Source organism: Saccharothrix saharensis, from assembly GCF_006716745.1.
GTDB classification, from domain to species: domain Bacteria; phylum Actinomycetota; class Actinomycetes; order Mycobacteriales; family Pseudonocardiaceae; genus Actinosynnema; species Actinosynnema saharense.
In genome coordinates, this window is the sequence record NZ_VFPP01000001.1 from 5524150 (window position 1) to 5549908 (window position 25759).

The window sequence follows — 25759 nt, forward strand, 5'->3', positions numbered from 1 at the left end:
GTTCGGGCAAAGCGCCGAGGGCCGCCTCCACCGGGAGGTGGCCCTCTGTGCGCTTCCGGACCAGTCAATGCGCACATTGGGGGGAACCACGGGAGTCCGGTCGTCGTCGGAGAGTGCGCATCGGCTAGCGTTCTGTCGACCCGAGATCAGTCCCGCAGGTGGAGGAGACCGCATCATGTCCCAGCCGTACGGCGCCCCTCAGCAGCCGCCGGGTCCGGCGCAGCCGGCGGTGGGTGTGAACCTGAACCTCATCCTCCCGCTGGTGGCGGCCGGTCTGGCGCTGATCGCGTTCCTGCTCGCGTTCGCCGACGACGTGCCGTCCTCGGAGTACCTGTACGCCGCGGGCACGCTCGCCGGTCTCTCGGTGCTGCCGCAGGCGCCCAAGGGCCTGCTGTACGCCGCCGTGCCGTTCGCGCTGATCCCCACGCTGGGGCTGCTCCAGGGCCTGATCACCACCGAGGCCGACGTCCAGGGCATGCAGATCGTGCTGCTGATCGTGTCGCTGCTGCTGACCGCGGCGGTCGTGCTGAGCCTGCTGCTGGAGACCGGCATCGTGAAGCTCCAGCCGAAGACCGCGAACGTCTACGGCCAGCCGGGTGGCTGGAACCCGCACTCGGGCGCGTTCCCGCAGCAGGGTCAGCAGCCGCAGCAGTTCGGCCCGCCGTCCGGCCAGTTCGGCCAGCAGGCCCCGCCGCCGCCGCAGGGCCAGCAGCCCAACCAGCCGCAGCCGACGTCCTACATGCCGCAGCCGGGGCAGTTCGGCCAGCCCGGCCAGCAGCCCGGCCAGCAGCCGGGCCAGGGCACGCCGCCCGGCGGGTTCGGCGGCCCGCAGCAGGGCTGAGCACGTCTCGGGAGGGGTGGCGCCGGTGGTCCGGCGCCACCCCTCTTCGCGTGTCCGGCGAGCCTCGCCCGAACGGCTCACCGCTACTGGGACAGTGGGAGGATGTCGGTGCAGCAAACGACCTCGCACGGTGTCGTGACGGACTCCGTCCGACCGCCCGAGTTCTCCCGCGCCGAACGGCTGCGCGTGCTCACGATGACCGCCGCCGGTTCGGTGGTCATCGGCTACGCCGGGGTGGCGGCGCTGCTCGCGCTGGTCTCCTCGACGGCCGCGCACGCATCCTTCTCCACGACCGGCGTGCTCACCGCCGCCGCGCCGGGCTGGCTGGTCGCCCACCACGTGCCGCTGCGCTTCGACGGCGGGCAGCTCGGCCTGCTGCCGCTGCTGCCGACCGCGCTGGTGATGCTGCTGGTGTACCGGGCGGCCGCGGCCGCGGCGGACCGGTTGGGGCTGTTCGAGCCGTTGCAGGCGCGGTCGGTGGTGTTCAGCATCGCCGGCGCGCACGCCGTGGTGGGCAGCCTGATCGCGTTCCTGATGGGTGACGAGGGGCCGGTCCGGGCGACGCCCGCGGTGGCGTTCTTCGGGTGCGCGGTGGTGTCCGGGGTGGCGGCGGTCGCGGGTGTCGCGCAGCGCTGCGGCCTGGTCGAGGTCGTGTTCGAGCGGGTCGACCCGGTGGCGCGGCGCGGGTTGCGCGCGGGCGCGTCGGCGCTGTTCGCGCTGGTGGCGGCGGGCGCCCTGGTGCTGGCGCTGGGGCTCGTGTTCTCGTGGTCCACCACGGCGTCGTTGTTCGACCAGACCGGCGGGACGATCGGCACCGGCCTGGGCATCTGGCTGCTGTGCCTGGCGTACCTGCCGAACGCGGTGGTCGGCGCGCTGTCGTACGTGGTGGGCTCGGGGTTCTCGATCGGCTCGGTGGTGGTGACCCCGCTGGAGTTCGTCGGCGGCCCGGTGCCCGCCGTGCCGCTGCTGGCCGCGTTGCCGGAGGAGCAGGCGGCCTACCTGCCGCTGGTGCTCGTGCTGCCGGGGGTGGTCGGCGTGCTGGTCGGGTTCTCGCTGCGGGACGCGGCCGAGACGCCCCGGGCGCGGGTGCGCGCGGTGCTGGTCGCGGCGGTCACGGTGGGCGTCGGCGCGCTGGTGCTGGCGGCGGTGGCGGGTGGTGCGCTGGGCGGCGGTGCGTTCGACCCGGTCACCGTCCCGGCCGGGCTGCTGGCCGTGCTCGCGTTCGGCTGGGTGACCGCGCCGGGCGCGGTGGTGGCCTGGTTCGCCGGACCGCGGCCGCCGCGCGTGGTGGAACCCGAGCCGGAACCGGAGGTCGTCGTGGACGAAGCGGACCACGACGAAGAGGACTACGAGGACTACGACGAGGAAGCCGAGTACGACGAGGACGCCGAAGAAGTCGAAGAGGAGTTCGACGAGGAAGAGGACGACGGGATCGAGGACGGCGAGGAGTTCGACCACGACCTCGACGAGTACGACGACCTCGACGAGGAGTTGGCCGAGGACGCCGACCCCGACCTCGACGACTCCGACGACTCCGACCCCGACTCCGACGGGGACCCCGGCCCCGAGGACTCGGACGAGGCCGAGGACGCCGAGCCGGAGGACCTGGCCGACAAGCCCCGTTAGGCAACGCCTAGGCTGCTCTTGAGCTGCTGTGACAGTCCCCAGCAAGGAGAGCACGCTGAGCGCCGCGACCACACTCCGGCTTCCCGTCCCCGCCAGGGTCGTCGTCCTCGTCTCCGGTTCCGGCACGCTGATGCAGGCGTTGCTGGACGCGGCGGCCGACCCCGGATACCCGGTCGAGGTGGTCGCCGTCGGCGCGGACCGCGACGGCATCGAAGGCCTCAGCCGCGCCGAGCGCGCCGACGTCCCCACCTTCGCGGTGAAGCTGCGCGACCACGCCGACCGCGACGCGTGGGACGCCGCGCTGGCCGACGCCGTCGGGGCGCACGAGCCCGACCTGGTGGTCTCCGCCGGGTTCATGAAGATCCTCGGACCCGCCTTCCTGGCCCGCTTCGGCGGCCGGATGGTCAACACCCACCCCGCGCTGCTGCCCGCCTTCCCCGGCGCGCACGGCGTCCGCGACGCCGTCGACTACGGCGTGAAGGTGACCGGCGCGACCGTGCACCTCGTGGACGGCGGGGTGGACACCGGGCCGATCCTGGCCCAGGAGGCGGTCGTCGTCGCCGATGACGACGACGTCGAAAGCCTGCACGAGCGCATCAAGGTGGTGGAGCGGCGGCTGCTCGTCGACGTGGTCGCCCGCCTGGCCCGCGAGGGCTGCACCGTGAACGGACGAAAGGTGAGCATCCCGTGACCACTCCTGCCGAGAGGCGACCGGTTCGCCGGGCCCTGATCGGGGTTTCCGACAAGTCGGGGCTGCTGGAACTGGCCACCGGCCTGCACGCGGCCGGAGTCGAGATCGTCTCGACCGGCGGCACGGCGCGCGCGCTGGCCGACGCGGGCGTGCCGGTGACGCCGGTCGAGCAGGTCACCGGGTTCCCGGAGGTGCTGGACGGCCGGGTGAAGACGCTGCACCCCGGCGTGCACGCGGGGCTGCTCGCCGACACCCGCCGCGAAGCGCACGTGGCGAAGCTGCGCGAGCTGGGCATCGAGCCGTTCGACCTGCTGGTGGTGAACCTGTACCCGTTCAGCCAGACCGTGGCGTCGGGCGCGTCGGCCGACGAGTGCGTCGAGCAGATCGACATCGGCGGGCCGGCCATGGTGCGCGCGTCGGCGAAGAACCACGCCGGCGTCGCCGTGGTGGTGGACCCGTCGCGGTACCCGTGGGTGCTGGAGCAGGTCGAGGCCGGCGGGTTCACGCAGGCCGAGCGGCAGCGGCTGGCCGTGGAGGCGTTCCGGCACACCGCGTCGTACGACGTGGCCGTGGCGTCGTGGCTGGGCAGCGTCGTCGCCCCGGACGACGAGAACTCCGGCTTCCCCGGCTGGGTCGGCGCGACGTGGAACCGCAAGCAGGTGCTGCGCTACGGCGAGAACCCGCACCAGCGGGCCGCGCTGTACACGCAGGGCGACGGGTGTTCCGGGCTGGCGACGGCCGAGCAGCTGCACGGCAAGGAGATGTCCTACAACAACTTCGTGGACGCCGACGCGGCGTGGCGCGCGGCGTGGGACCACGAGCTGCCGTGCGTGGCGATCATCAAGCACGCCAACCCGTGCGGCATCGCGGTGTCCCGGGTGGACGGTCCGGGCGCGATCGCCGAGGCGCACCGCAACGCGCACGCGTGCGACCCGGTGAGCGCGTTCGGCGGCGTGATCGCGGTGAACCGCGAGGTGACCGTGGAGCTGGCGGAGCAGGTCGCGGAGATCTTCACCGAGGTGATCATCGCGCCCTCGTACGCCGACGGCGCGGTGGACGTGCTCACGCGCAAGAAGAACATCCGCATCCTGGTCGCGCCGGCGCCCGAGCGCGGTGGCGTGGAGATGCGCGCGGTGTCGGGCGGGTTGTTGGTGCAGACGGCGGACACGATCGAGGCCGAGGGCGACGACCCGGCCAAGTGGACGTTGGCGTGCGGCACGCCGTTGGACGAGGAGGGCCTGGCCGACCTGGCGTTCGTGTGGCGGGCGTGCCGGGCGGTGAAGTCGAACGCGATCCTGCTCGCGTCCGGCGGTGCGACCGTCGGCGCCGGCATGGGCCAGGTCAACCGGGTCGACGCGGCTCGGCTGGCGGTGGCGCGGGCCGGTGACCGGGCGCGGGGTTCGGTGGCCGCGTCGGACGCGTTCTTCCCGTTCCCGGACGGGCTGGAGGTGCTGCTGGAGGCCGGCGTGCGCGCGGTCGTGCAGCCCGGCGGGTCGGTGCGTGACGCGGAGGTGATCGCGGCGGCGGAGGCGGCCGGCGTGACCGTGTACCTGACCGGCACGCGGCACTTCGCGCACTAGGCGCTGGTTGGTCGAGGGGGCTCTTCGCCGGGTGCGAGGAGCCCCCTCGGCGTTACTTCGAGATCAGTTCCCCGGCCGCTTCGACGGCCACCGCCTCGGCGTCCTCGAGCGGGAAGCCGGAGTCGGTGAAGAAGCCCTTGTCGTGGCCCATGTAGCTGATGTTCCACACCACGGTGCCCTTGCGGACCAGCAGCTTCACCTCGGTGAGGTCGGTCGGCGAGGACGGGATGAAGACCATCGACTCGTCGCCGAGGTCGAGCGTCTTGGCCTGGTCGCCGGTGCCGTACGACATGAAGCTCGTGTAGTTGTCGTGGGCCTGGTCGAGGTTGCGGTCCTGCTTGTCGGAGAACGTGGTGAAGTCGTAGACGAGGAAGCTGAGGCGGCGCGTGTCGCGGCCGTCCCTGCCCTTGGTCTGCTCCCACGCGCAGTGGGTCTGCTTCATGCCCTTCTCGGCGTCGGTCGGTGCCTGGATGAGGCGGAAGCTGCTCACGTGCGCCTGGGCTTTCAGGGCGTCGCTGAGCACGCACTGGGCGATGGGCTCCGCGCCGGGGCCGCCGCCGGGCTCGTCGATGTAGTCGAGGTACATCGAGCCGACCACGCCGGCCAGGACGAGCGCGACGACGCCGATGACGATGCCGACGACCAGGCCGGTGCGCTTCTTGCGCGGCGGGCCGTAGCCGGCGGGCGGCTGCGGGAAGCCGGGGGGTGGGCCGTAGCCGGGCTGGTGGCCGGGCGGTGGCTGCTGCTGGGGCCGGTGCTGGGGTTGCTGCGGGTGTTGCGGGTGCTGCGGTGCGTTCACGGTTCCCCCCGTGGTGCGGTCGGTGCGCGCGGAGCAGTCTGCCGGCCACCCGATCGGGGACGCGGTCGGCATTGACAGCGGGTGGTCGCTTCGCGATAAGATCACCGTGTCGTTCGAACAAGTGTTCGACAGGCAGGTCGCCGAACTTCCCACGGCGATCCGCGCACAGGGGTGCGCGCGGATCAGTGGGAGGAGGGCGGGTGTCCAGGTCGGCAACGGCGACGCTGACCGCGCTCGGGGTAGGCGCGGCGGGCGAGCTGACCACGGCACCGGCTCGGACCCTGCCGGTTCGCGGGGAACTGGCAGGGCTCCTCCCGTGGGGCGGCCTGCGGCGGGGCAGCACGGTGTCGGTGCGCGGGTCGACATCGTTGCTGCTCGCGCTGATGGCCGCGGCGACAGGAGAAGGGTGCTGGGCGGCCGTGGTCGGCCTGCCGGGGTGTGGGGCACTCGCGGCGGCCGAGTTGGGCGTGGCCGTCCATCGACTCGCCCTGGTCCCCCGACCTGGCCGGGACCAGGGCGAGGTCGAGAAGACCGTGGCCGCCCTGCTGGACGGCTTCGACCTGGTGGCCCTCGCCACCCCGGTCACCCCGGCGACCTCGCGCAAGCTCTCCGCCAGGGCCCGCCACCGCAAGGCGGTCCTGCTGCCGTTCACCGTGCCGTGGCCCGGCTCGGACGTGGAGCTGACGGCAACCTCCGGTCGGTGGACGGGCCTGTCCGCCGGCCACGGCCTGCTGACCTCCCACACCGTCACCGTGCAGGCCACCGGCCGAGGAGCCGCCGCCAGGCCACGCCGAACCACCGTGGTGCTGCCAGGGAACACCGACGTGCCGTCCCGACGCCCGACTCTGGCCCCCGTCCCGAGCACCGACCCACCTCGGTCCCCCGCCGCCCCGTCGACCCACCCACCGTCCGCCGGTTCACCGAGCACCGATGTCCCTGCTGCCGGCCTGTCGACCGCAGGTGCGCTGAGCGCCGGTCTGCCGGCCCGTCGTCCGGTGAGCGCTGATCTGTCCGCGGTCGACCGGTCGGCGGTCGGCCCGCCGAGCGGCGTGCCCGCCGGTCCGCCCGCCGACTCGCCCATGCCCTCCGCCACCTGCCTGGCGTTCCCGACCCCCGTCGAGGCGGGGTGAGCCGTGGACGTCCCCCGGAAGAAGGTGAACCCCCTGTACACGCTTGCCGTCTGGTGCCCCGACTGGCCGGTGGCGGCGGCCGCCGCCGAGGCCTCGTTGCCGCCGCACCTGCCCGCCGCCGTCGTCCGGGCGAATGAAGTCGTCGCCTGCTCGGCGGTCGCCCGAGCCGAAGGGGTGCGGCGCGGGATGAGGCGGCGGGCGGCGCAGGGGCAGTGTCCCGAGCTGGCCGTCTTCGAGTACGACGAAGTGCGCGACGCCCGGCTCTTCGAACCGGTCGCGGCGGCGGTGGAGGAGCTCGCGCCCGGCATCGAGGTGGTCCGGCCGGGGCTCGTGGTCGTCGCGGCCCAAGGGCCCGTCGGGTACTTCAAGTCCGCCGAGGCAGCGGCCGAGCGCCTGGTCGACCACATCGCGGTCCACGCCGGGGTCGAGGCGCAGGTCGGGTTCGGCGACGGGCTGTTCGCGGCGACCCTGGCCGCGCACCGCGGCCTGATCGTGCCGGCCGACCGGACCCGCGAGTTCCTCGCACCGCTGGGCATCCACGAGCTCGACCAACCCGCCGAACGCCGCCAGGACCGCGCCGAGCTGGTCGACCTGCTGCGCCGCCTCGGCCTGCGCACCCTCGGCGCGTTCGCCGCCGTGCCCGAGCGGGACGTCGCCACCCGCTTCGGCCGCGCCGCCGTGCTGGCCCACCGGCTGGCCGCCGGGCTGGAGGAACGTCCCCGGTCGCGCCGCCGCCCGTCACCCGAGCTGTCGGTCACCCGCGACCTCGACCCGCCGATCGACCGGGTCGACGCGGCGGCGTTCGCGGCCAAGGGCCTCGCCGAACGCCTGCACGCGGGCCTCGCCGACCGCGGCCTGGCCTGCACCCGCCTGGGCATCCGCGCCACCACCGAGAACGGCGAGGAGCTGCACCGGGTGTGGCGCTGCGCCGAGCCGCTCACCCCGCAGGGCATCGCGGACCGCGTCCGCTGGCAGCTCGACGGCTGGCTCACCCGTGCCCGGCTCACCGCCGGCGTCCACCGACTCCGGCTCGACCCCGAAGAGGTGGTCGACGCCACCGCGCTCCAGCTCGGCCTGTGGCCGGGTGCGGGCCAGGACCAGGGTGAGGCGGCCGACCGCGCGGCGCGCGCGATGGTGCACGTCCAAGGCCTGCTCGGGCCGGACGCCGTGCTCACGCCCGTGCTCGGCGGTGGACGCGGACCGGTCGAACGGGTGCGGCTGGTGCCGTGGGGCGACGAACGCACCCCGGCGGCGGACCCGGACCAGCCGTGGCCGGGGCAGCTGCCCGCGCCGTCACCCGCGACGGTGTTCGCCGAACCCGAACCGGTCGCGCTGCTCGACTCCTCGGGCGCGGACGTCGTGGTCACCGGCTACGCCGAGCTGGTCGTGCGGCCGCACCGGATCGTGCACGGCGGCCGGGTGCGGCAGGTCGTGGCGTGGTCGGGGCCGTGGCCGGTGGACGAGCGCTGGTGGGACGCGGAGAACGCGATGCGCGGCGCCCGGCTGCAAGTGCTGGGAACCGCCGCGGACGGCGAGGAGCAGGCGTTCCTGCTGATCCGGGCGGGTGGCAAGTGGGCGGTGGAAGGGGTGTACGACTGATGAGCGGTGACTTTCCCGAGCAGGGGCGCCACGCGCGGGATCGCCGTGGGCCGGCCGGGTGGCTGGACGCCTGCGCCGTGCCGGAGCAGCGCGACGTGCCGGACCGGTGCGGCGGACCGGCCTACGCGGTGGACTTCGGCCGGCTCCCGGCGCACCTGCCGCCACCCGTCCCGGAGCTGCTGATCCCGGCACCCCGCCGAGCACCCGACGACTTGCGCTGATGGGCTGGAACAACCCACCGGTCCGGTGGTCGGAGCTGGAACGCGCGCTGTCGGGGAAACCACCGGCCCCCGACGGCGGTGACAGCCCCGCGTGGACGCACCGCCGTGAGCGCTACGAAGCGCCGCCCGACTTCTCGGTCAAGGTGGACGAGCTCGGCTCGACCCGCGCCCGCGTGCCGTACGTCGAGCTGCACTGCCACTCCAACTTCAGCTTCCTCGACGGCGCGAGCCACCCCGAGGAGCTGGTGGAGGCGGCGCAGCAGCTCGGCTTGGACGGGTTGGCGCTGACCGACCACGACGGCATGTACGGCGTGGTGCGGTTCGCCGAGGCCGCCAAGGAGCTCGGCGTGCGCACGGTGTTCGGCACGGAGCTGAGCCTCGGGCTGTCCGCGCCGCAGAACGGCGTGCCCGACCCGGAAGGCGAGCACCTGCTCCTGCTGGCCACCAACCGCGACGGCTACCACGCGTTGTGCCGCACGATCACCACCGGCCAGCTCGCGGACGGCAGCGAGAAGGGGCGGCCCGCGTACCGGCTGGAGGAGGTCGTCGCGGACACCCGGGACGACTGCGTCGTGCTCACCGGCTGCCGCAAGGGCGCGGTGCGCCGGGCGTTGGCGCGGGAAGGGCCGGAAGCGGCGTTCGCGCAGCTGCGCCGGCTGGTCGACCTGTACGGGGCGGACCGGGTGTTCGTGGAGCTGACCGACCACGGCTACCCCGAGGACGGCCCGCGCAACGACCTGCTGTGGGGCATGGCGCACGACCTGGGGCTGCCGACCGTGGCGACGAACGCCGCGCACTACGCCGTGCCCGCGCGCGGCCGGTTGGCGGCGGCGATGGCGGCGGTGCGGGCGCGGCGCAGCCTGGACGAGATGGCGGGCTGGTTGCCGCCCGGCCGCACGGCGTGCCTGCGGTCGGGGGAGGAGATGGCCCGGCGGTTCGCCCGGTTCCCCGGCGCGGTGCACCGCTCGGCCGTGCTCGGCCTGCAGTGCCAGTTCGACCTCAGGCTGATCGCACCGCAACTGCCGCCGTTCGACGTGCCGCCGGGGCACGACGAGAACAGCTACCTGCGCGAGCTGACCTACGAGGGCGCGGCCCGCCGGTACCGGTCGATCGGCGAGAACCCCAGGGCGTACCGGCAGGTCGAGCACGAGCTGAAGATCATCCAGGAGCTGAACTTCCCCGGCTACTTCCTCGTCGTGCACGACATCGTCTCGTTCTGCCGGCGCAACGGCATCCTCTGCCAGGGCCGGGGCTCGGCCGCGAACTCCGCGGTCTGCTACGCCCTGGGCATCACCAACGTCGACGCGGTCCGCTTCGACCTGCTCTTCGAGCGGTTCCTGGCGCCGGCCCGCGACGGACCGCCCGACATCGACCTCGACATCGAGTCCGACCGCCGCGAGGAGGCCATCCAGTACGTCTACCGCAAGTACGGGCGACGGCACGCCGCGCAGGTCGCCAACGTCATCAGCTACCGCGGCCGGTCGGCGATCCGGGACGTGGCGCGGGCGCTCGGCTACTCGCCCGGCCAGCAGGACGCGTGGAGCAAGCAGATCGACCGCTGGGGGCCGCTGCGGTCGACGGTGGAGGAGAGCGGCATCCCCGGTCCGGTGCTGGAGCTGGCCGCCGAGCTGGAGAACTTCCCCCGGCACCTCGGCATCCACTCCGGTGGCATGGTCATCTGCGACCGCCCGGTCAGCGAGGTGTGCCCGGTGGAGAAGGGCCGGATGACCGACCGCACGGTGCTGCAGTGGGACAAGGACGACTGCGCGTCCATCGGGTTGGTCAAGTTCGACCTGCTCGGGCTGGGCATGCTGTCGGCGTTGCACTACGCCATCGACCTGGTGCGCGAGCACGAGGGCGTCGAGGTGGACATCGGCGACCTCGACCTGGAGGACCAGCGCGTCTACGAGATGCTGCAGCGCGCCGACTCTGTGGGCGTGTTCCAGGTGGAGAGCCGCGCCCAGATGGCGACCCTGCCCCGGCTCAAGCCCCGCACGTTCTACGACCTGGTGGTGGAGGTCGCCCTGATCCGGCCCGGCCCGATCCAGGGCGGCTCGGTGCACCCCTACATCCGTCGCCGCAACGGCAAGGAGCAGTGGGACTACGACCACCCCCTGCTGGAGAGCGCGCTCAAGAAGACCCTCGGCGTGCCGCTGTTCCAGGAGCAGCTCATGCAGATCGCCGTCGACGTGGCCGACTTCAGCCCCGCCGAGGCCGACGAGCTGCGGCGCGCCATGGGCGCGAAACGCTCGACGCACCGCATGGAACGCCTCCGGGAGCGCTTCTACGAGGGCGCGAAGGCCAACGGCATCGGTCCCGAGCTGGCCGAGAGCATCTACGCGAAGTTGTTGGCGTTCGCCAACTTCGGCTTCCCGGAAAGCCACGCGCTCAGCTTCGCGCACCTCGTGTTCGTCAGCGCGTGGTTCAAGCTGTACCACCCGGCCGCGTTCTGCGCGGCGCTGCTGCGGGCCCAGCCCATGGGCTTCTACTCGCCGCAGTCGCTGGTCGCGGACGCCCGGCGGCACGGTGTGCGGGTGCTCGGGCCCGACGTGAACTCCAGCCTCGCGCACGCCACCCTCGAACTGGTGGACGGCGAGCAGGCCGTGCGCATCGGGTTGGGCGGCATCCGGACCATCGGGCAGCAGGTCGCCGAAGAGGTCGTCGCGCACCGGGAGTCGGGCGGTGGCCCGTTCCGGGACATGGCGGACTTCGGCGCGCGGGTCCGCCTGACCACCGCGCAGGTGGAGGCCATGGCGACGGCCGGCGCGTTCGGGTGCTTCGGGCTGGACCGGCGGGCGGCGCTGTGGTCGGCGGGAGCCGTGGCGAGGATCCGACCCGACCGCCTGCCCGGCACCGTGGTCGGCACCGAGGCACCCGCCCTGCCGGGGATGGACGAGGTCGAACTGGCGGTGGCGGACGTGTGGGCGATGGGGCTGTCCCCGGACAGCTTCCCGACCGAGTTCGTCCGCGAACGGCTGACCTCCCTCGGCGCGTTGCCGACCGCGGCGTTGGCCGAGGTGCCCGACGGCACCAGGGTGCTGATCGGCGGCGCGGTGACCCACCGCCAGCGCCCTGGTACCGCCGGCGGGGTCACGTTCCTCAACATCGAGGACGAGACCGGGATGGTCAACGTCGTCTGCACCACCGGCTTGTGGGCGCGGTACCGCAAGGTCGCGCGGACCAGCCCGGCGTTGTTGATCAGGGGGGTGGTGGAGGCCGCGGAAGGTGTGATCAGCGTTCGCGCGGAACGGTTGCAGCAGTTGGACCTGCGAATCCCGTCCCGATCCCGGGATTTTCGCTGAAAGCGGGTCATTGTTGGATCCGGGGTGTCGCCGCACCCGGATTGTGCTGCCTGATTGTGCTTAACCGGATCGCGTGAAGTGGTGTCGTACGCGCCCCGCCGCCACCGCTTCCCCGTGCCGCACGGCTCTCGTCGACCCGCTGCCCGCCGTTGGTCCTCTCAATCGCCGCCGCTCGTCACCTCCGGTCACTGCGGTTGTCGTGCGTTGTTCCCGGCGGCAGAGTCCCTCTCGTTTACGGGCACCCGGGCCGGCCGAAGCCGGGCAGGCCTGGCGGATGAAGCGCCCGCCAGGCCTGCGCGGCTTCGTCCGGCCTATGACACCCGAACCCATGTCGAATCGGGCTTTGCGGGTTGGTGGCGGGTTCGTTGCGGGGTTGGGGGATCGGTGGGTCAGGTGTCGGATTTGGTGTAGGTGGCGAAGATGACGCCGGTGTCGAAGGTTCTGGTGGTGGCCTTGGCGAAGTGGGTGGTGGGGGTGTCGCCGGCGAAGAGGGGGATGCCCTTGCCTAGCACGATCGGGTGGATCTTCAGGACTAGTTCGTCGATCTCGGGTAGAAGGGTGGCGGCGAGTCGTCCGCCGCCGCACAGCCAGATGCCCAGGCCTGGCTCTTCTTTGAGCTCGCGGACCCTGGCCAAGGGGCTTTCGGCGATCACTTCGACGTCGGGCGGGGTGGTGGTCAGCCTGGTGGAGACGACGTATTGGCGCAGGTGGGGATAAGGGCTCGGTAGTCCGCCCGGGACTTGGTAGGTGGCGCGGCCCATGAGGATCGTGTCGAAGGTCTTGTTCGGGGCGTCGATGCCCATCGCCTCGCGGGCCTGGGCGGGCAGGGTGTCGGGGTACTCCTCGAAGAGGGCGGTCATGTGGTCGCCTTCGAAGAGGAAGTCGCCGAAGCCGCCCTTCGGGTCGGCGATGAAGCCGTCGAGCGAGGTCGCGATGAAGTAGGTCAGGGTTCGCATGGTCGGGCTCCTTCGGGGGTGTCGGTTACCACTCCGACTGTAGTACTATGGCTGGAGTGGTTGTCAAGGAGGGATCTTGTGCGTAACCCGAACAGGCGTACGGCGTTGGTCAACGCGGCTATCGAGGTGCTGGCGCGGGAGGGTGCGCGAGGGTTGACGTTCCGCGCCGTCGACCAGGAGGCGGGGGTGCCCAACGGCACCGCGTCGAACTACTTCGCCAACCGGGACGACCTGTTGCGACAGGTCGGGGAGCACATCCACGTGCGCCTCTCGCCCGACGCCCAGCGGTTGGCGGAGACGATGGCGGGGCCGCCCGACAAGAGCCTCGTGGTGCGGTTGCTCCAGGAGTTGCTCGAGCGGCTCCAGGTGGACCGGACGGGGTACCTGGCGTTGTTGGAGCTGCGGCTGGAGGCCACCAGGCGGCCGGAGTTGCAGGCGGCGCTGACCAGGACGATCAGCGAGAACCTGGAGCAGAACGTCCGCTTCCACCTGGACGCGGGCCTGCCCGGCGACCGCACCACGGTGGTGTCGCTCTACCTGGCGATGAGCGGCCTGATGGTGGAGCGGTTGACCCTGCCCGACGTGCTGCCCGAGGACCAGATGGGCGAGGTGATCACGGAACTGGTCGAGCGGACGCTGGTCAGCGGTCCAGGGGGCCACCGATGATGGTCATGGCCACGAAGATCACGGCGACGCCCAGGCCCGAGTAGAGCAACGCGTCGACGCTGCGGCCCCGGATGGCGATCAGCCCGGCCTGCTCGTCGGTCACCAGGACGCGCAGCAGCGCGGCGATGAGCAGGGCGAGGCCGATCAGGACCGCGCCCTGCCGCCAGTGGTACTGCACGATCCGGAGCAGACCGAGCCCGGCCACCACGAGCACCAGCGCGAACGGCAGGTGCTTGCCCGCCGCGGACCGCCAGCGCTGTTCCGGCAACAACTCCACCGCTTCCGCCTCAGGCCGTGCGCTCGGCTGCCTCGACCGTGTTGGTCAGCAGCATGGCAATGGTCATCGGGCCCGCGCCACCCGGGATCGGGGCGAGGAAACCCGCCACCTCGGCCACGGACGGGTGAACGTCGCCCACCAGGCCGGCTTCGGTGCGGGTGATGCCGACGTCGACCACGGCGGCACCGGGCTTGACCATGTCGGCGGTGATCAGGCCGGGGCTGCCCGCGCCCGCGACCACGATGTCCGCCCGCCGCACCTCGGCGGCCAGGTCCTTCGTGCCGGTGTGGCACAACGTCACGGTGGCGTTCTCCGAACGCCTGGTCAGCAGCAGCCCGATCGGCCTGCCGACCGTCACGCCACGACCCACGACGGTGACGTTCGCGCCCGACAGCGGCACGTCGTAACGCCGCAGCAGCTCGACCACGCCGCGCGGGGTGGCGGGCAGCGGCGCCTCGTCGCCGAGCACCAGCTTGCCCAGGTTCACGGGGTGCAGGCCGTCGCCGTCCTTGCGCGGGTCGATGCGCTCCAGAATCGGGTTCGGGTCCAGGTGCTTGGGCAGCGGGAGCTGCACGATGTAAGCGGTGCACGCCGGGTCGGCGTTCAGCTCGTCGATGACCTCTTCGAGCTGGGCCTGCGTGGTGTCCGCGGGCAGGTCGCGGCGGATCGAGGTGATGCCGACCTTCTCGCACGCCAGGTGCTTGCCCCGCACGTACGAGTGCGAGCCCGGGTCGTCACCGACCAGCACGGTGGCCAGCCCCGGCGTCACCCCCCGCTCGCGCAACGCGCCGACCCGCGCCCGCAGGTCTTCGAAGATCGCGTCCCGGGTGGCCCTGCCGTTGAGGATCGTCGCAGTCACGTGCCTCATCCTCTCATCACCGCCGACCGGGCACTGCGGCGACCACCACCGCGAGCAGCGTCAACGCCGTGCCGACCAGCGCCAGCACGGACACCTGCTCACCTGCGGCGGGAGCGATGACGTCCACCGCGAGCGCGCCGACGAGCTGCCCGGCGACCTGGCACAGCCCGACCAGCAGGACACCCAGCCACCGCACGGCCAGCACGGCCGAGGCGATGGTGCAGACCCCGAGCGCACCGCCCGCGTAGAACCACGGCTCGCTCGGCGCGGCCGCGGGCAGCCCGCGCACCGCCACGTCGACCGCGCACACGACGAGCAGCACCACCGTCCCGGTGGCGAAGTTGAGCAACGTGGTCACGCGCGTGCTCTGCGCCGCCTCGCGCACCAGCCCGTTGACCGCCTGCTGCCAGCCCAGCCCGAGCCCGGCCAACGCGGGCAGCAGCGCCAACCACAACGCGGACGCCTCGCCGGCCTCGTCCGCCACCGCCACCGCGACCGCCACCACGGCCAGCGCCGCACCGGCCACCCGCGGCCCGGTCAACGGCACCCGCCCGGCCGGCCCGATCCCCGCCCGGTCCACCAGCAGGCTGCTCACCGCCTGCGCGCCCACCGCCGCCACGGTGAACACGGCCACGCCCAGCGCCGCGACCGTCAACCCCTGCGTGGACACGAAGAACGCGCCACACGCCCCGCCGACGCACTGCCACCAGCGGATCCGCCCGTCCCGCAGCGACGACCGCAGCCGCGCCAACCCGGCCCGACCGGCGGCCGTCGTCGGCACGCCGAGCAGCAACAGCAGCAACCCGCCGCCGAACGACACCAGCGCGGCCAGGAACCCGTCACCGAACACGTGCCCCAGCTCGCCGTTCAACCGCCCCTGAACGGCCAGGAAAGCCCCGCCCACGAACGCGAGCAGCGCCCCGACCACCCGAACCCGGTCACCCAACGGGCACTGCCCTCCGCTCGCGCGTCCGACTCGCCAGCGCCGCGCCGAGCAGCGCCGCCACCGCGCTGGCCCCGGCCGCGGCGGCCGGCCCGAAGTGGTCCAGCAGCGACCCGGCCACCGGCAGCGCCAACGCCGAGCCCGCCGTGGTGAACGTGCCCATCCAGCCGAACGCCTCGGCCTTGCGGTCGTCCGGCGCGAGCCCGCTGATCCGCTGGTTGTTGGCCGCGATGGCGGGAGCGATCGCCATCCCGCCCACCCCCAGCACCAGGCCGATCAGCCACGCCGACGACGGGTCCATCACCGGCGGCAGCACCAGCACGAGCGGCGCGACACCCAGCGCCATCAACAGCATCCGCCGGGTGAACCGCGCCTGCCCGGCGAGCCCGCCCGCGATCAACCCGCCGACCACCGACCCGATGCCCCACACGGCCGTCAGCACACCGGCCATCGCCGGTCTGCCCAGGTCCCGCGCCCAGGCGATGATCACCATGTCGATGGACACCAGCGACGCCACCATGAACAGCGCGGTCAGCAGCGCCAGCACCAGCGTGCCGTCCCGCAGCAGCGTCCGCCCACCGACCTCCGCCGTCCGGGCCACCGGCTGGTCGATCCCCGCCCGGCGCAACGCCCCGCCGAAGCCCAACGCCCCGAGCACCGCCAGCGCGCCGCACAACCACAGCGCGACCTGCGCGTTCCACACCGCCACCACGGTCGCCGCCAGCGCGGGCCCGACCACGTACATGACCTCCTGCATGGACGCCTCGACGGTGAACACCGCCGACTGCGCCGGCCCCGTCGCCAGGCGCGGGAAGCTCGCCCGGCTCATCGCCGTCACCGGCGGCGTGGACAGCCCGGTCAGGAACGCCACCGCCACCGCGGACGGCCACGCCGCCCCGGGCAGCACGGCCGGCAGCAGCCCGAGGACCGCGATCCCCGCGGCGTAACCGGCCGACGTGACCAGCAGCAACCGCCCGGCCGGGCTCCGGTCCGCCGCCCGACCGCGAAGCGGCCCCGCCACGCCCATGCCCAACGTCAACGCGCCGCCGACCACGCCCGCCGCCGCGTACGACCCGGTCCACCCGGCTATCAGGAACGACACGGCCAGCGGTGTTCCGGGCAGGTGGATGCGGCCGATCATGGACCACAGCAGCAGCCACGGCAGGTGGGGGATCGCGGCGAGTTCCCGGTACGGACGGAGCACGGTGACACTCTGCCCGGACGCACCGACAACGTGGTGCCGAATTTCGGTGGGAACCCACCGGCCTCGGTTAGCGTCAGCACCTCTGGAGAGCGCTCACGAGGGGACCGCTGTGACCGATCCGACAGGACGACGGGCCGAGTTGGAGGCGCGGAACGCGGCCATGCGCGAGCAGGTCGACTCCCTCCTCGCCGAGCTGAAGAAGAAGACCGCCGAACTGCACGAGACGCAGGCGCGGGCCATGGCGATCACGGCCACCGCGGTGTCCAAGGACGGTGCCGTCCGCGCCACCGTCGACTCGGCCGGCGCGTTGACGTCCCTGGAGTTCTCCGCCAACGCCTTCGAGCGCACCACGCCGGACAAGCTCGCGCGACTGGCCACCGAGACCGTGCAGCAGGCCGTCGCCCGGGCGCGGACCGAGTTGAACGAGGTGCTGGCCCCCGCGCAGCAGGGCGCGAGCATCGACCTGTCGGAGATGCTGCCCGGCGTGCCGTCGTTGGCCGACCTCATCCCCCAGCCGCCCGCGGTGCCCCAGCCGTCGCAGCCGCGCCGGCCCGCGCCGCCCCCCGACGATGACGACGGCGACAGCATCATGGACAGGAGTGGCTGGTGAGCGGGTTCGATGTCAGCGTGTCCGGCCTGCGCAGGGGCGCGGGCCAGTTCGGCGCGGCCGGTGATTCGCTGGGCGGCGTGCTCCAGGCGTTGAACTCGGCGTTACAGGCCGAGGGGCAGTGCTGGGGCGGTGACGAGTCCGGGCAGGCCTTCGCCAAGCAGTACGTGCCCAACTCCCAGGCGACGTTGGAGGCCTTCGGCAACCTCGCCCAGGCCCTGGCCGACATCCGCACCGGCGTGGACCAGACCGCCGATGCCTACGAGGGTTCCGACCAGGGCAACGCGACCGGGATCTCCCGGACTTACTGAGGGGCACTGCGGTGGGCATCGAGATCCCGAGCGAGGTCACCTGGCTCTTCCCGATCGTGGTCGGGCAGAGCTGGCCGGAGGGTGACGAGACGGCGTTGCGGCGGATGGCCGACGCCTACCGCACGGCCGCGCAGGGCGTGAAGTCGGTCATCGACGAGGGCAACGGCGCGGCGTCCACCGTGTGCGCGAGCCAGACCGGCGAGGCCGTCAAGGCGTTCGAGGAGTACTGGAAGAAGTTCGCCGCCGGTGACGACTCCTACCTGCCGAAGCTGCAGAAGATCTGCGAGCAGTTGGCGGAGAGCTGCGACAACACCGCGCTGGAGGTGGAGTACACCAAGCTGTCGATCATCGCGTCGCTGATCGCGCTGGCGATCGAGATCGCCGCGCTGATCGCCGCGGCGTTCGGCACGTTCGGCGCGACGACGGCGGGCATCCCGATCGCGCAGCAGGCGACCCGGTTGATCGTGCAGTTCACCTTCCGGCAGTTGATCATCGCGATCCTCAGGGAGGTCGCGATCTCGGTCGGCATCGACGCGGCCATCCAGGCGGTGCAGGTGGCGCGCGGCGACCGCGAGTCGTGGGACTGGGGCAAGACGACCGAGGCGGCGGTCTCGGGTGCGGTGTCGGGCCTGGTCGGCGGCGTGTCGGGTGGGCTGAAGTTCGAGGGCGGCGGGCTGGCGGGGCAGGTGGCCGTCGGCGCGACGCGGGGTGCGGTCGAGGGCGCGGTGTCCACGGTGGGCACGGCGGCCGTGATGGGGCAGGACATCTCGGCGCGGGACGTGCTGATGGGCGCGTCGGCCGGCGCGGTGTCCGGCGGGATCGGCGGCGCGAAGGACGGCATCTCCGTCGACCCGCCGCGCGTGGATCCGGCGGGGACGCCCGGTGCGCCGCCCACCCTCGGGCCGACGCCGGGCGGCGTTCCCGGTGCTGCTTCGCCCGCCGGCCCGCCGGTGAGCCGTGACGGCCTGAACCGGCCTCCGGCGGGGACGACGGCGGCTTCGTCGGTGGCCGCGCCTCCCGCTCCGGGGCCGAGGGTGGGCGCGCCGCCTTCGGTCGGCGGGGATTCGTCGCCCGGTGGCTCGCCGGCACCTTCCACGTTCGGTGGGACGCCCGGTGGGACGCCCGGTGTGACGCCTGGTGGGCGCAGCGGTGCTTCGGTGCCGACGTCACCGGGGGGCGGTGGGACCGGGCCGTCCATCGGCAGCCGGTTGGGCACGGCTCCGAGTGGTCCCGCACCCAGCGGTCCGGCACCGACCGGCGCGGTTCCCGCTGGGGCTCCGGCTCCGGGCGGTTCCGCCGCGCGGGTGCCGGCCGCCGGTCCGGCGTTCACGCCCGGTCCGGCTGGTGCCGCGCCGACCGGCTTGGGTGCTACGCCTGGTTCGGCTCCTCAGGGCGGCGGCTCGGCCGCTCCGGGCGTCCGGCCGGGTGGCATGTCCCCGGTGATGCCCGGTGGTGCCGCCGCGGGTGGGGCTGTGCCGGGGGGTTCCGCGTTCAGCGGGGCCACTCCGGGCGGGCCGACGCCGGGTGGCTCGCCTCTCGGTTCGACGCCCGGTGGTGCGGTTCCGGGCGGTTCGACGCCTGGTGGTGCAGTGCCTGGTGGGCCGACGCCCGGTGGCGCGGTGCCCGGCGGATCGACGCCTGGTGGTGCGGTTCCCGGCGGGCACCTGCCCGGGGGAGCTACTCCGGGTGGAGCGCTGCCGGGTGGAGCGCTGCCGGGTGGAGCTGTGCCGGGTGGAGCTGTGCCCGGTGGGGCGACGACTGGCGGGCCGGTTCCTGGTGGGACGACTGCCGGTGGGCCCGTCCCGGGTGGTGCGCCGGTTGGTGGGGCGACGCCTGGTGGGCCGGTTGCCGGTGGTGTGATCGCTGGTGGGGTGCCGCTCGGTGGAGCTGTACCCGGTGGGGCCGCGACGGGTGGCTCGACGCCGGGTGGTTCGGTGCCGGGTGGTTCGGTGCCGGGCGGTGCCACGCCCGGTGGGCCGACGCCCGGTTCTCCTCCGGCCGGTCCCGCGCCGGCCGGTCCGGCTTCTGCTGGTGCTGTGCCCGGTTCCGCACCTGGTTCTGCGCCTGGCTCCGCGCCGGCGGGTGGTCCGGTGCCTGGTGCTGGGGCCGGGATGGCCGGGGCCGGGGCTCCGATGGGCGGTGCGGCTGGTGGGTCGGGCGGTGGGCGGGGGCCTGCCGGCCCGATCGCCGGTGGGTTCGCGCCCGAGCCCTCTGCTTCGCCCTCTTCGTCGCCCAGCCGGGATCAGGGCACGCGTGGGCACGATGCCGTGACCGCCAGTTCGCTGACCGGGATGCCGGTCGAGTCGTTGCCCGCCACCGGTCCCGTGACGATGCCCGAACAGCGTGGTCCCGCGACCACCGCGCCGCCGGCGCAGGTGCCGTCGCCGCAGCCCGGTGGGTTCGGGCCGCAGCCGGGAGGGTTCGGGCCGCAGCCCGGAGGCCCCGCGCCCGCCGGTCCCCCACCCGCCTCGCCGGCACGGCCGGAGGCTTCGGCACCGACGCGTGCGCCGGAACCCGCGGCACGTCCGGCCGCGTCACCGGCCACGGCGCCGATCCGCACCGACGGACCCGCGCCGGCCGCTCGCGGTGGGGACGGGCCGACGCCGTCCGCCGACGTGCCCAGGACAGACAGCACGCCCACCGACAGCACGCCCACCGACAGCACGCCCACCGACAGCACGCCCACCGACAGCACGCCGGCCGATGCGACGCCGACCGACAGCACGCCGACCGATGCGACGCCGGCGACGGACGGCTCCGACGGCCCCACGACCACCGAGACGCCGACCGACCTCGTCGGTGAGGCCGGTGACGAGCACTCGCCCGCCTCCAGCCACGAATGGCCGGCCGACACCACCCCCGACACCGGCACCACCCCCGACACCGGCACCACCCCCGACACCGGCACCACCCCCGACACCGGCACCACCCCCGACACCGGCACCACGGCCGACGCGGACCCGTTCCCCCACAAGAACGTCTGGAACCAGCCCGCGGGCGTGGTGCCCGGCTTCTCGCACGACGGCGACTACGTCTCCGTGCACGAGAGCACCGGCCCCACCGACCAGTCCGTCGGCACGTACGACCAGCGCGCCGCCGCCCTGATCGAGCCGACCTACCAGCCCTACGGCCCGTACGGCGACTACCAGTCGTTCCGCGACGCCCACTCCAAGCCCGACGGCAGCATCGACTGGCCGCCGAACCAGGGCGCGGACGGTCCGCGGGTCGTGGTGGAGCTCCCGGCGGGCACCGTGCTGGACCGGTTCGGCAGCCCCAACGGCGACTTCCTGTCCCCGTTGCGCCCGGACGGCCAGGCGTACGGGTTCGGCGAGCGCGCGATCATGCCGGACAGCCTCGGCAAGGGCTACCACGTCTACGTCCTGGACGCCCCGCTCACCGTCGAGCTTGCCCCGGTCGCCCCCGCGTTCGACCAGAACGGCGGCGCGCGGCAGCTCCAGCCGGTCCTCGACGCGGCCCTCGCGGACCCCAACACGGGCAAGATGAGCGTCCAGCGCCTGATCGACCTGGGCGTGCTGCACGAGGTCGACGTGCCGCCGGCCGACGGCCGCGTGCTGCCGCCCGACTTCGGCACGTTCGACGGCGACGGCAACGTCCGCACGCCCGACCCGGTCACCGTCGCCGAAGCGCAGAACGGCGCGTTCGACGACCACACCCCCGCCGACCCGCCCGCGACCCTCACCCCGAACCCCGATCTCGGCCCGGTCGCCCACCAGGGCCCGATCCCGATCGGCGAGGTGTCGCAGCGCGTCGACCAGGCGATCCGCAACAGCCAGGTCACCGACTCGGGCGTGGCGCTGCACACCGAGGACCGGCTGCGCGACCTGTCGAGCCGCATCCCGGCCAACGCCGACCACGTCGTCCTGGACATCCACACCGACGGCGACGGCGTCCGCATCGGCGGCACGCACTACACCCGCGCCGAGCTGGTCGAGCTGATCACCCACCACCCCGACCTCGCCGACCGCACGATCATGTTCGTCGGCTGCGACGCGGGCGCGGGTGGCGAGAACAGCCTGGCCGCGCACGTCGCCCGGGAGACGGGCCAGCGCGTGATCGCGCCCGACAACCTGGCCTGGTCGGACCGCGACGGCAACGTCTACAGCAGCTCGCCCGCCGAGTCCGGCGGCCCGAAGCTCCCGCCGGACGGCGGCTGGCACGCGTTCGAACCGGACGGCACGCACGCCCCGGTGGGCGAGAACGGCATGCCGCCCGGCCACGAACCGAGGGGCGACTTCGCGACCGACGGCCAGGAGCACCGCGGCCGCCTCGACATCGAGCCGCAGGTCCAGCAACCGTGGACCGCTCCGGAGACGACGCACGAGCAGCACGTCCGGCTCCGCGACGACCAGTCGTTCTTCCACAGCGGCCAGGACCTGCCCCGCGACACCCGGATCACGGTCCGCGGCGAGGACGGCCAGGTCCGCACCGTCGTGCACGTGGACGCCGACGGCAAGGTCCACGTCGACGCCATCGCGCCCAACACCCGCCTCGGCGACAACCCCGAGGTCCGCCACCCCGCGCCGAACGCGCACTACCGCGTCGAGCTCGGCCACCGGCACGACGTCTTCGTGGCCAACGCCGACGGCACCCGGCAGACGACGCAGGACACGATCAAGATCGGCGACCGGGTCGTCACCGTCGACCGCGCGGTGATCATCGAGCCGGTCCCCGAGCCCGCCGACGGCCGGCAGGTGATCGACCGCGACCACCCGCTCGCACCGCGACCGGACCAGGCGTTCACCGCCCGCACCGACCTCCCGCCGAACACCCGGATGGAGGTCCACGACACCGACGGCACGTACCGCGGCACGGTGCAGACCGACGCCGACGGCAAGCCGAGGTGGGTGGCCGCGCCGGACTACCTGTCCACCGACGTGCGCAACCCCGAGGTCCAGCACACCTCGCAGGGCACGAACTACAACATCGACCGCGGCCCCCTGCACCAGGAGTTCACCACCGACGCGAGCGGCCACCCGCAGCACGCCGTCGAGCGCGTCGAGCCGACCACGACCAGGCAGGAACCGGTCGCCGGCCTCAAGCAGGGCGAGCCGTTCAGCCGGCCCGGCCAGGTGCACGACCCCAGCACCGAGTACCTGGTCACCGACGAGCACGGCCAGCGCCGCGGCCGGTTCCTCACCGACGAGTCGGGCCACGTCGTGTTCGAGGACACCCACTCGGGCCAGCGCAGCCGGGTCAACGCCGAGATCGCCCAGGCCCCGGTGACCGCGCGGGTGACGTCCGACGGCTTCTACGGCCTCGGCAAGGCCCAGAACCCGACGCAGACCTGGCCGACGCCCGCCAACGGCGAGGTCGAGCTGGCCATGCAGCGCACCAAGACCGATGACGGGTACGTCTACTCGGTGCGGGTCGTCAGCGGCGACACCAGCGGCTGGACGCCGGAGCAGCACGCCGCCGTCGCCCGGCCGTTCGGCAACGCCGACCCGTTCGCGGCCCGCGCCGACCTGCCGCCGGACACCCGGTTCGTGCTGGACGACCACAAGAAGCAGGGCTACGGCACGGTCCAGACCGGCCCGGACGGCGCGGCCTCGCACGTGCACACGTTCCGGCCGTTCAGCCCGGACCTGAACAACCCGCTGCCCAACGCGGTGCTGGTCGCCGACAACGACGCGTGGCGCGGTCGCACCAACGGCGACGGCGAGACGGTCGCCACGACCGGTCGGCCGGACCTGAGGTCCGGTGGCGCGATCCGGCGCGACGGCAGCGCGCAGCTCGAGGTCGGCAACCACGGCGAGGTCGACTCGGACGGCAGGAAGCTGTCCGACGGCGGCCACCACCAGGGCAACGAGACCGGCGGGCCCGGTGAGGCGGCCAACCAGTCGAGCCAGCAGCGCGACCAGAACCAGGGCAACGAGCGCCCGGCGTTCGTGACCGCCGAGACGTGGCACCGGATGGAGCGGGACCGCGCGAGGTTCATGAAGTCCGGCGGTACGGTCGAGATGATCGACACGTTCGCCCTGCGCGACCCGCTGCAACGCCACCCGCACACCTACCAGACGCGGTGGCGTGTGACGCTCGCCGACGGCACGACCGGGATCTACGTCAGGAGCTACCCGAATGAGCACAACGCAGCCCTCTGGCCGGCCGACTTCTGAGCAGCGCCACGACGAGCTGCTCCAGCACATCGGCGGCATGCTGCTGGACGCTGCTCCGGACGGCTTCCGGCGGATCGACCTGCTGGTGCGGATGACCGTGGCGGTGCAGGACGCGACGCTGAAGGTCTACATGCCCGACCGCGGCACCCCCGAGGTGATGCCGCCGGAAGGGCTGAACGCCGCGTTCCAGGAGATGCGGCAGGTGCTCTACCAGCCCGGTCGCGGCACGTGGTTCTCGGCGCGGTGCGTGGTGAACGCCCCGGTCCGCATCGACATCACCTACAACTTCGACCACGACCCGCAGTTCGACCCGCCCGTGCCCGCCGCGGACTTCGCCCGTGACCTCCAGGTCTTCCCGCGCGACGAGGCCTTCATCCCCGACTGGCTGCGCGCCAAGCTGGTCGAGGCGAGCGAGACGACCGAGGAGCAGAACGCATGACCGCGCCGCAGCTGGACGTCGAGGACCAGAACGCGATCCTCGGCTCCGTCACCACCCTGCTGGTGCAGCGCCTGCCCGGCGACTGGGAGCAGCTCTTCGTCGACTTCCGGATGGTGGGCCGCCACCTGGAGACGCAGGTCTCCGGGCTGACGATGTACGGCTCGTCGTTCGACTGGGAGCTGCCGCCGGAGGCGCTGCCGTTCTTCGTGCAGCTGCGCGACGGCATGGCCCGGCCGGGCCACGGCACGTGGTTCACGCTGAAGTTCCACCTGGTGCACCCCGACACGTACTCGGCGGAGTTCGACCGGGACGCCGAGCCGGACTGGACCCAGCCGCCCGCGCCGCAGCACTGCGCCGAGGAGCTGGAGCTCTACCCGCGTGACGACGACGCGATCCCGGCGTGGCTGCGGGAACGGGCGGGTCTGGGCCCGGCGCACCGCCCGGTGATCGCCGCGCCGCTGTTCGACGGGCCGGACCCGCGGGTGCACGACCGGCCCGCCGTGCACCCGCAGGAGCGGGACGACGTGCTGGCCTACCTGGAGAACGCGCCGGTCGTGCTGGCCGCCCGCTCCTACGGCCCGGACGCGCTCGACCCGGGCGCCACGCCGTCCGTGCCGCTGTCCTTCCACACCGACGGCACGTGGGTGTGGCCCGGCGGGGTGGCGCACTACCTGCGCAACCACCACCTGCCGCCCGTGCCGCAGCTCGTGCAGCACATCCGGGACAACGGCTACACCGTGCCGCCGGTCGACCCCGAGGCGGAGCGGGCGGCCGCGGCCGTCGCGACCGGGCAGGTCGAGGGCGCGCCGCTGCCCGAGCACCGGCCGCGCGTGATCACCGAGGTGGACCAGCGCGCGCTCGACCACCTCAAGGAGCGGCTGGACCACTTCGGGGTGGCCGAGTCCGAGTACGGGATCGTGGAGCCGAAGCCGGACGCGTTCGTGATCGAGCCCGTGCCCGGCCCGTCGGGCTGGCAGGTCCAGTTCTGGGACGCGAGCCGCGGCCCGCACGGTCGGCCGCGGGTCTACGAGCACGCGGTGGACGCGGCGAAGGTGCTGCTGGCCGAGCTGCTGTGGCGGGTCGACCTGGACCGGACGCGCGCGGCGGCGGACACGGGCGCGCTGGTGCTGCCGGTCGCGGACATCCAGCCGCTGCCCGACGAGCCGCCCCTGTCGCTGTTCCGCGACCGCGAGAACGTGGTGGTCCCGCCCGGGACCGAGCTGGACCGGTTCGGCGCGGAGTCGGGCAACCTCGTCTACGCGGCCAACACCCTGTTCGGGCACCGGTCGTTGCCACCGGATTGGCTGAACCGCCGCTACCACGTGTACCGGGTGCAGAAGCCGGTGCCCGCGCTCAGGGGCGTCGCGGTGCCGTGGTTCGGGCAGGCGGGCGGCGGCACGGGCTACTTCCTGGCGACCTCGGTGCGGGACCTGCTGGCCGACGGGAGCCTGGTCGAGGTGCCCGCGGCGACCGCACCGCGGCCGCAACCGGGCGTCTAGGCACGGTCGCGCGGCGTCATTACTCCGTTCGGCTCAGCGGGGTCCCGTGCGGGCACGGGGAGTCGCGGGGGAAGA

The 25759-nt window shown here is 73.4% G+C and carries 20 protein-coding genes; 14 read left to right on the forward strand and 6 right to left on the reverse strand.

Features of this window, described 5'->3' with window-relative positions:
* Positions 1-175 precede the first annotated feature (175 nt).
* The 4 genes from FHX81_RS24780 (at position 176) to purH (ending at position 4738) form a co-directional block, all read left to right on the forward strand.
* A complete protein-coding gene (locus tag FHX81_RS24780) occupies positions 176-841 on the forward strand; it encodes a DUF5336 domain-containing protein (protein WP_141980395.1) in 666 nt (221 codons plus the stop codon).
* Between the two features lie 102 nt (positions 842-943).
* A complete protein-coding gene (locus tag FHX81_RS24785) occupies positions 944-2467 on the forward strand; it encodes a cell division protein PerM (protein ID WP_141980396.1) in 1524 nt (507 codons plus the stop codon).
* 55 nt (positions 2468-2522) lie between these two features.
* Positions 2523-3158: a phosphoribosylglycinamide formyltransferase gene (purN, locus tag FHX81_RS24790; RefSeq protein WP_141984115.1), complete on the forward strand. Its 636-nt coding sequence runs from the start codon at positions 2523-2525 to the stop codon at positions 3156-3158.
* Positions 3155-4738, forward strand: a complete 1584-nt coding sequence (purH, locus tag FHX81_RS24795; protein WP_141980397.1) for a bifunctional phosphoribosylaminoimidazolecarboxamide formyltransferase/IMP cyclohydrolase — start codon at positions 3155-3157, stop codon at positions 4736-4738. The genes purN and purH overlap by 4 nt, the downstream gene beginning before the upstream one ends.
* A 52-nt stretch (positions 4739-4790) precedes the next feature.
* Here the strand turns inward: purH and FHX81_RS24800 are convergent, their stop codons facing one another.
* On the reverse strand, positions 4791-5537 hold the full coding sequence (locus FHX81_RS24800; RefSeq protein ID WP_141980398.1) for a hypothetical protein: 747 nt from the start codon (positions 5535-5537) through the stop codon (positions 4791-4793).
* A gap of 200 nt (positions 5538-5737) precedes the next feature.
* On the opposite strand from FHX81_RS24800, the gene FHX81_RS24805 reads away from it, so the two are divergent.
* The 4 genes from FHX81_RS24805 to FHX81_RS24820 are packed head-to-tail and all read left to right on the forward strand — an operon-like array spanning position 5738 to position 11789.
* Positions 5738-6667, forward strand: a complete 930-nt coding sequence (locus FHX81_RS24805) for a hypothetical protein (protein ID WP_141980399.1) — start codon at positions 5738-5740, stop codon at positions 6665-6667.
* A 3-nt stretch (positions 6668-6670) separates the two neighbouring features.
* Positions 6671-8266 (forward strand): DNA polymerase Y family protein, encoded by a 1596-nt coding sequence (locus FHX81_RS24810; protein WP_246107961.1) that lies wholly within the window; start codon positions 6671-6673, stop codon positions 8264-8266.
* Positions 8266-8487: a hypothetical protein gene (locus FHX81_RS24815; protein WP_141980400.1), complete on the forward strand. Its 222-nt coding sequence runs from the start codon at positions 8266-8268 to the stop codon at positions 8485-8487. Before FHX81_RS24810 ends, FHX81_RS24815 begins: the two co-directional genes overlap by 1 nt.
* The gene (locus tag FHX81_RS24820; RefSeq protein WP_141980401.1) at positions 8487-11789 is read left to right on the forward strand and encodes an error-prone DNA polymerase; all 3303 of its coding nucleotides are present in this window, start codon (positions 8487-8489) and stop codon (positions 11787-11789) included. The genes FHX81_RS24815 and FHX81_RS24820 overlap by 1 nt, the downstream gene beginning before the upstream one ends.
* A gap of 389 nt (positions 11790-12178) precedes the next feature.
* Here FHX81_RS24820 and FHX81_RS24825 read toward each other — a convergent pair whose 3' ends face one another.
* A complete protein-coding gene (locus tag FHX81_RS24825) occupies positions 12179-12745 on the reverse strand; it encodes a dihydrofolate reductase family protein (protein WP_141980402.1) in 567 nt (188 codons plus the stop codon).
* Positions 12746-12823: 78 nt separating this feature from the next.
* On the opposite strand from FHX81_RS24825, the gene FHX81_RS24830 reads away from it, so the two are divergent.
* Positions 12824-13411 (forward strand): TetR/AcrR family transcriptional regulator, encoded by a 588-nt coding sequence (locus FHX81_RS24830; RefSeq protein ID WP_211363554.1) that lies wholly within the window; start codon positions 12824-12826, stop codon positions 13409-13411.
* On the opposite strand, the gene FHX81_RS24835 is transcribed toward FHX81_RS24830, so the two are convergent.
* Genes FHX81_RS24835 through FHX81_RS24850 form a run of 4 tightly spaced genes read right to left on the reverse strand, consistent with a single transcriptional unit; the run spans position 13386 to position 16694 of the window.
* Positions 13386-13679, reverse strand: a complete 294-nt coding sequence (locus FHX81_RS24835; RefSeq protein ID WP_211363848.1) for a DUF3017 domain-containing protein — start codon at positions 13677-13679, stop codon at positions 13386-13388. The genes FHX81_RS24830 and FHX81_RS24835 overlap by 26 nt on opposite strands.
* A 19-nt stretch (positions 13680-13698) precedes the next feature.
* On the reverse strand, positions 13699-14547 hold the full coding sequence (locus FHX81_RS24840; RefSeq protein WP_053721596.1) for a bifunctional methylenetetrahydrofolate dehydrogenase/methenyltetrahydrofolate cyclohydrolase: 849 nt from the start codon (positions 14545-14547) through the stop codon (positions 13699-13701).
* A gap of 16 nt (positions 14548-14563) precedes the next feature.
* Positions 14564-15493 (reverse strand): DMT family transporter, encoded by a 930-nt coding sequence (locus FHX81_RS24845; protein ID WP_141980405.1) that lies wholly within the window; start codon positions 15491-15493, stop codon positions 14564-14566.
* Entirely contained in the window at positions 15486-16694 is a 1209-nt protein-coding gene (locus FHX81_RS24850; RefSeq protein WP_141980406.1) for an MFS transporter, read from the reverse strand. The genes FHX81_RS24845 and FHX81_RS24850 overlap by 8 nt, the downstream gene beginning before the upstream one ends.
* 109 nt (positions 16695-16803) lie before the next feature.
* On the opposite strand from FHX81_RS24850, the gene FHX81_RS24855 reads away from it, so the two are divergent.
* Genes FHX81_RS24855 through FHX81_RS24890 form a run of 5 tightly spaced genes read left to right on the forward strand, consistent with a single transcriptional unit; the run spans position 16804 to position 25684 of the window.
* Positions 16804-17304: a YbaB/EbfC family nucleoid-associated protein gene (locus tag FHX81_RS24855; protein WP_170232166.1), complete on the forward strand. Its 501-nt coding sequence runs from the start codon at positions 16804-16806 to the stop codon at positions 17302-17304.
* Complete coding sequence (locus tag FHX81_RS24860) at positions 17301-17612, forward strand: WXG100 family type VII secretion target (protein ID WP_246107962.1); 312 nt, start codon at positions 17301-17303, stop codon at positions 17610-17612. The genes FHX81_RS24855 and FHX81_RS24860 overlap by 4 nt, the downstream gene beginning before the upstream one ends.
* Before the next feature lie 11 nt (positions 17613-17623).
* Positions 17624-23746 (forward strand): WXG100-like domain-containing protein, encoded by a 6123-nt coding sequence (locus FHX81_RS41365; RefSeq protein WP_211363555.1) that lies wholly within the window; start codon positions 17624-17626, stop codon positions 23744-23746.
* A complete protein-coding gene (locus tag FHX81_RS24885; protein ID WP_141980411.1) occupies positions 23709-24185 on the forward strand; it encodes a hypothetical protein in 477 nt (158 codons plus the stop codon). Before FHX81_RS41365 ends, FHX81_RS24885 begins: the two co-directional genes overlap by 38 nt.
* A complete protein-coding gene (locus FHX81_RS24890) occupies positions 24182-25684 on the forward strand; it encodes a TNT domain-containing protein (RefSeq protein WP_141980412.1) in 1503 nt (500 codons plus the stop codon). Before FHX81_RS24885 ends, FHX81_RS24890 begins: the two co-directional genes overlap by 4 nt.
* Positions 25685-25759: the final 75 nt, after the last annotated feature.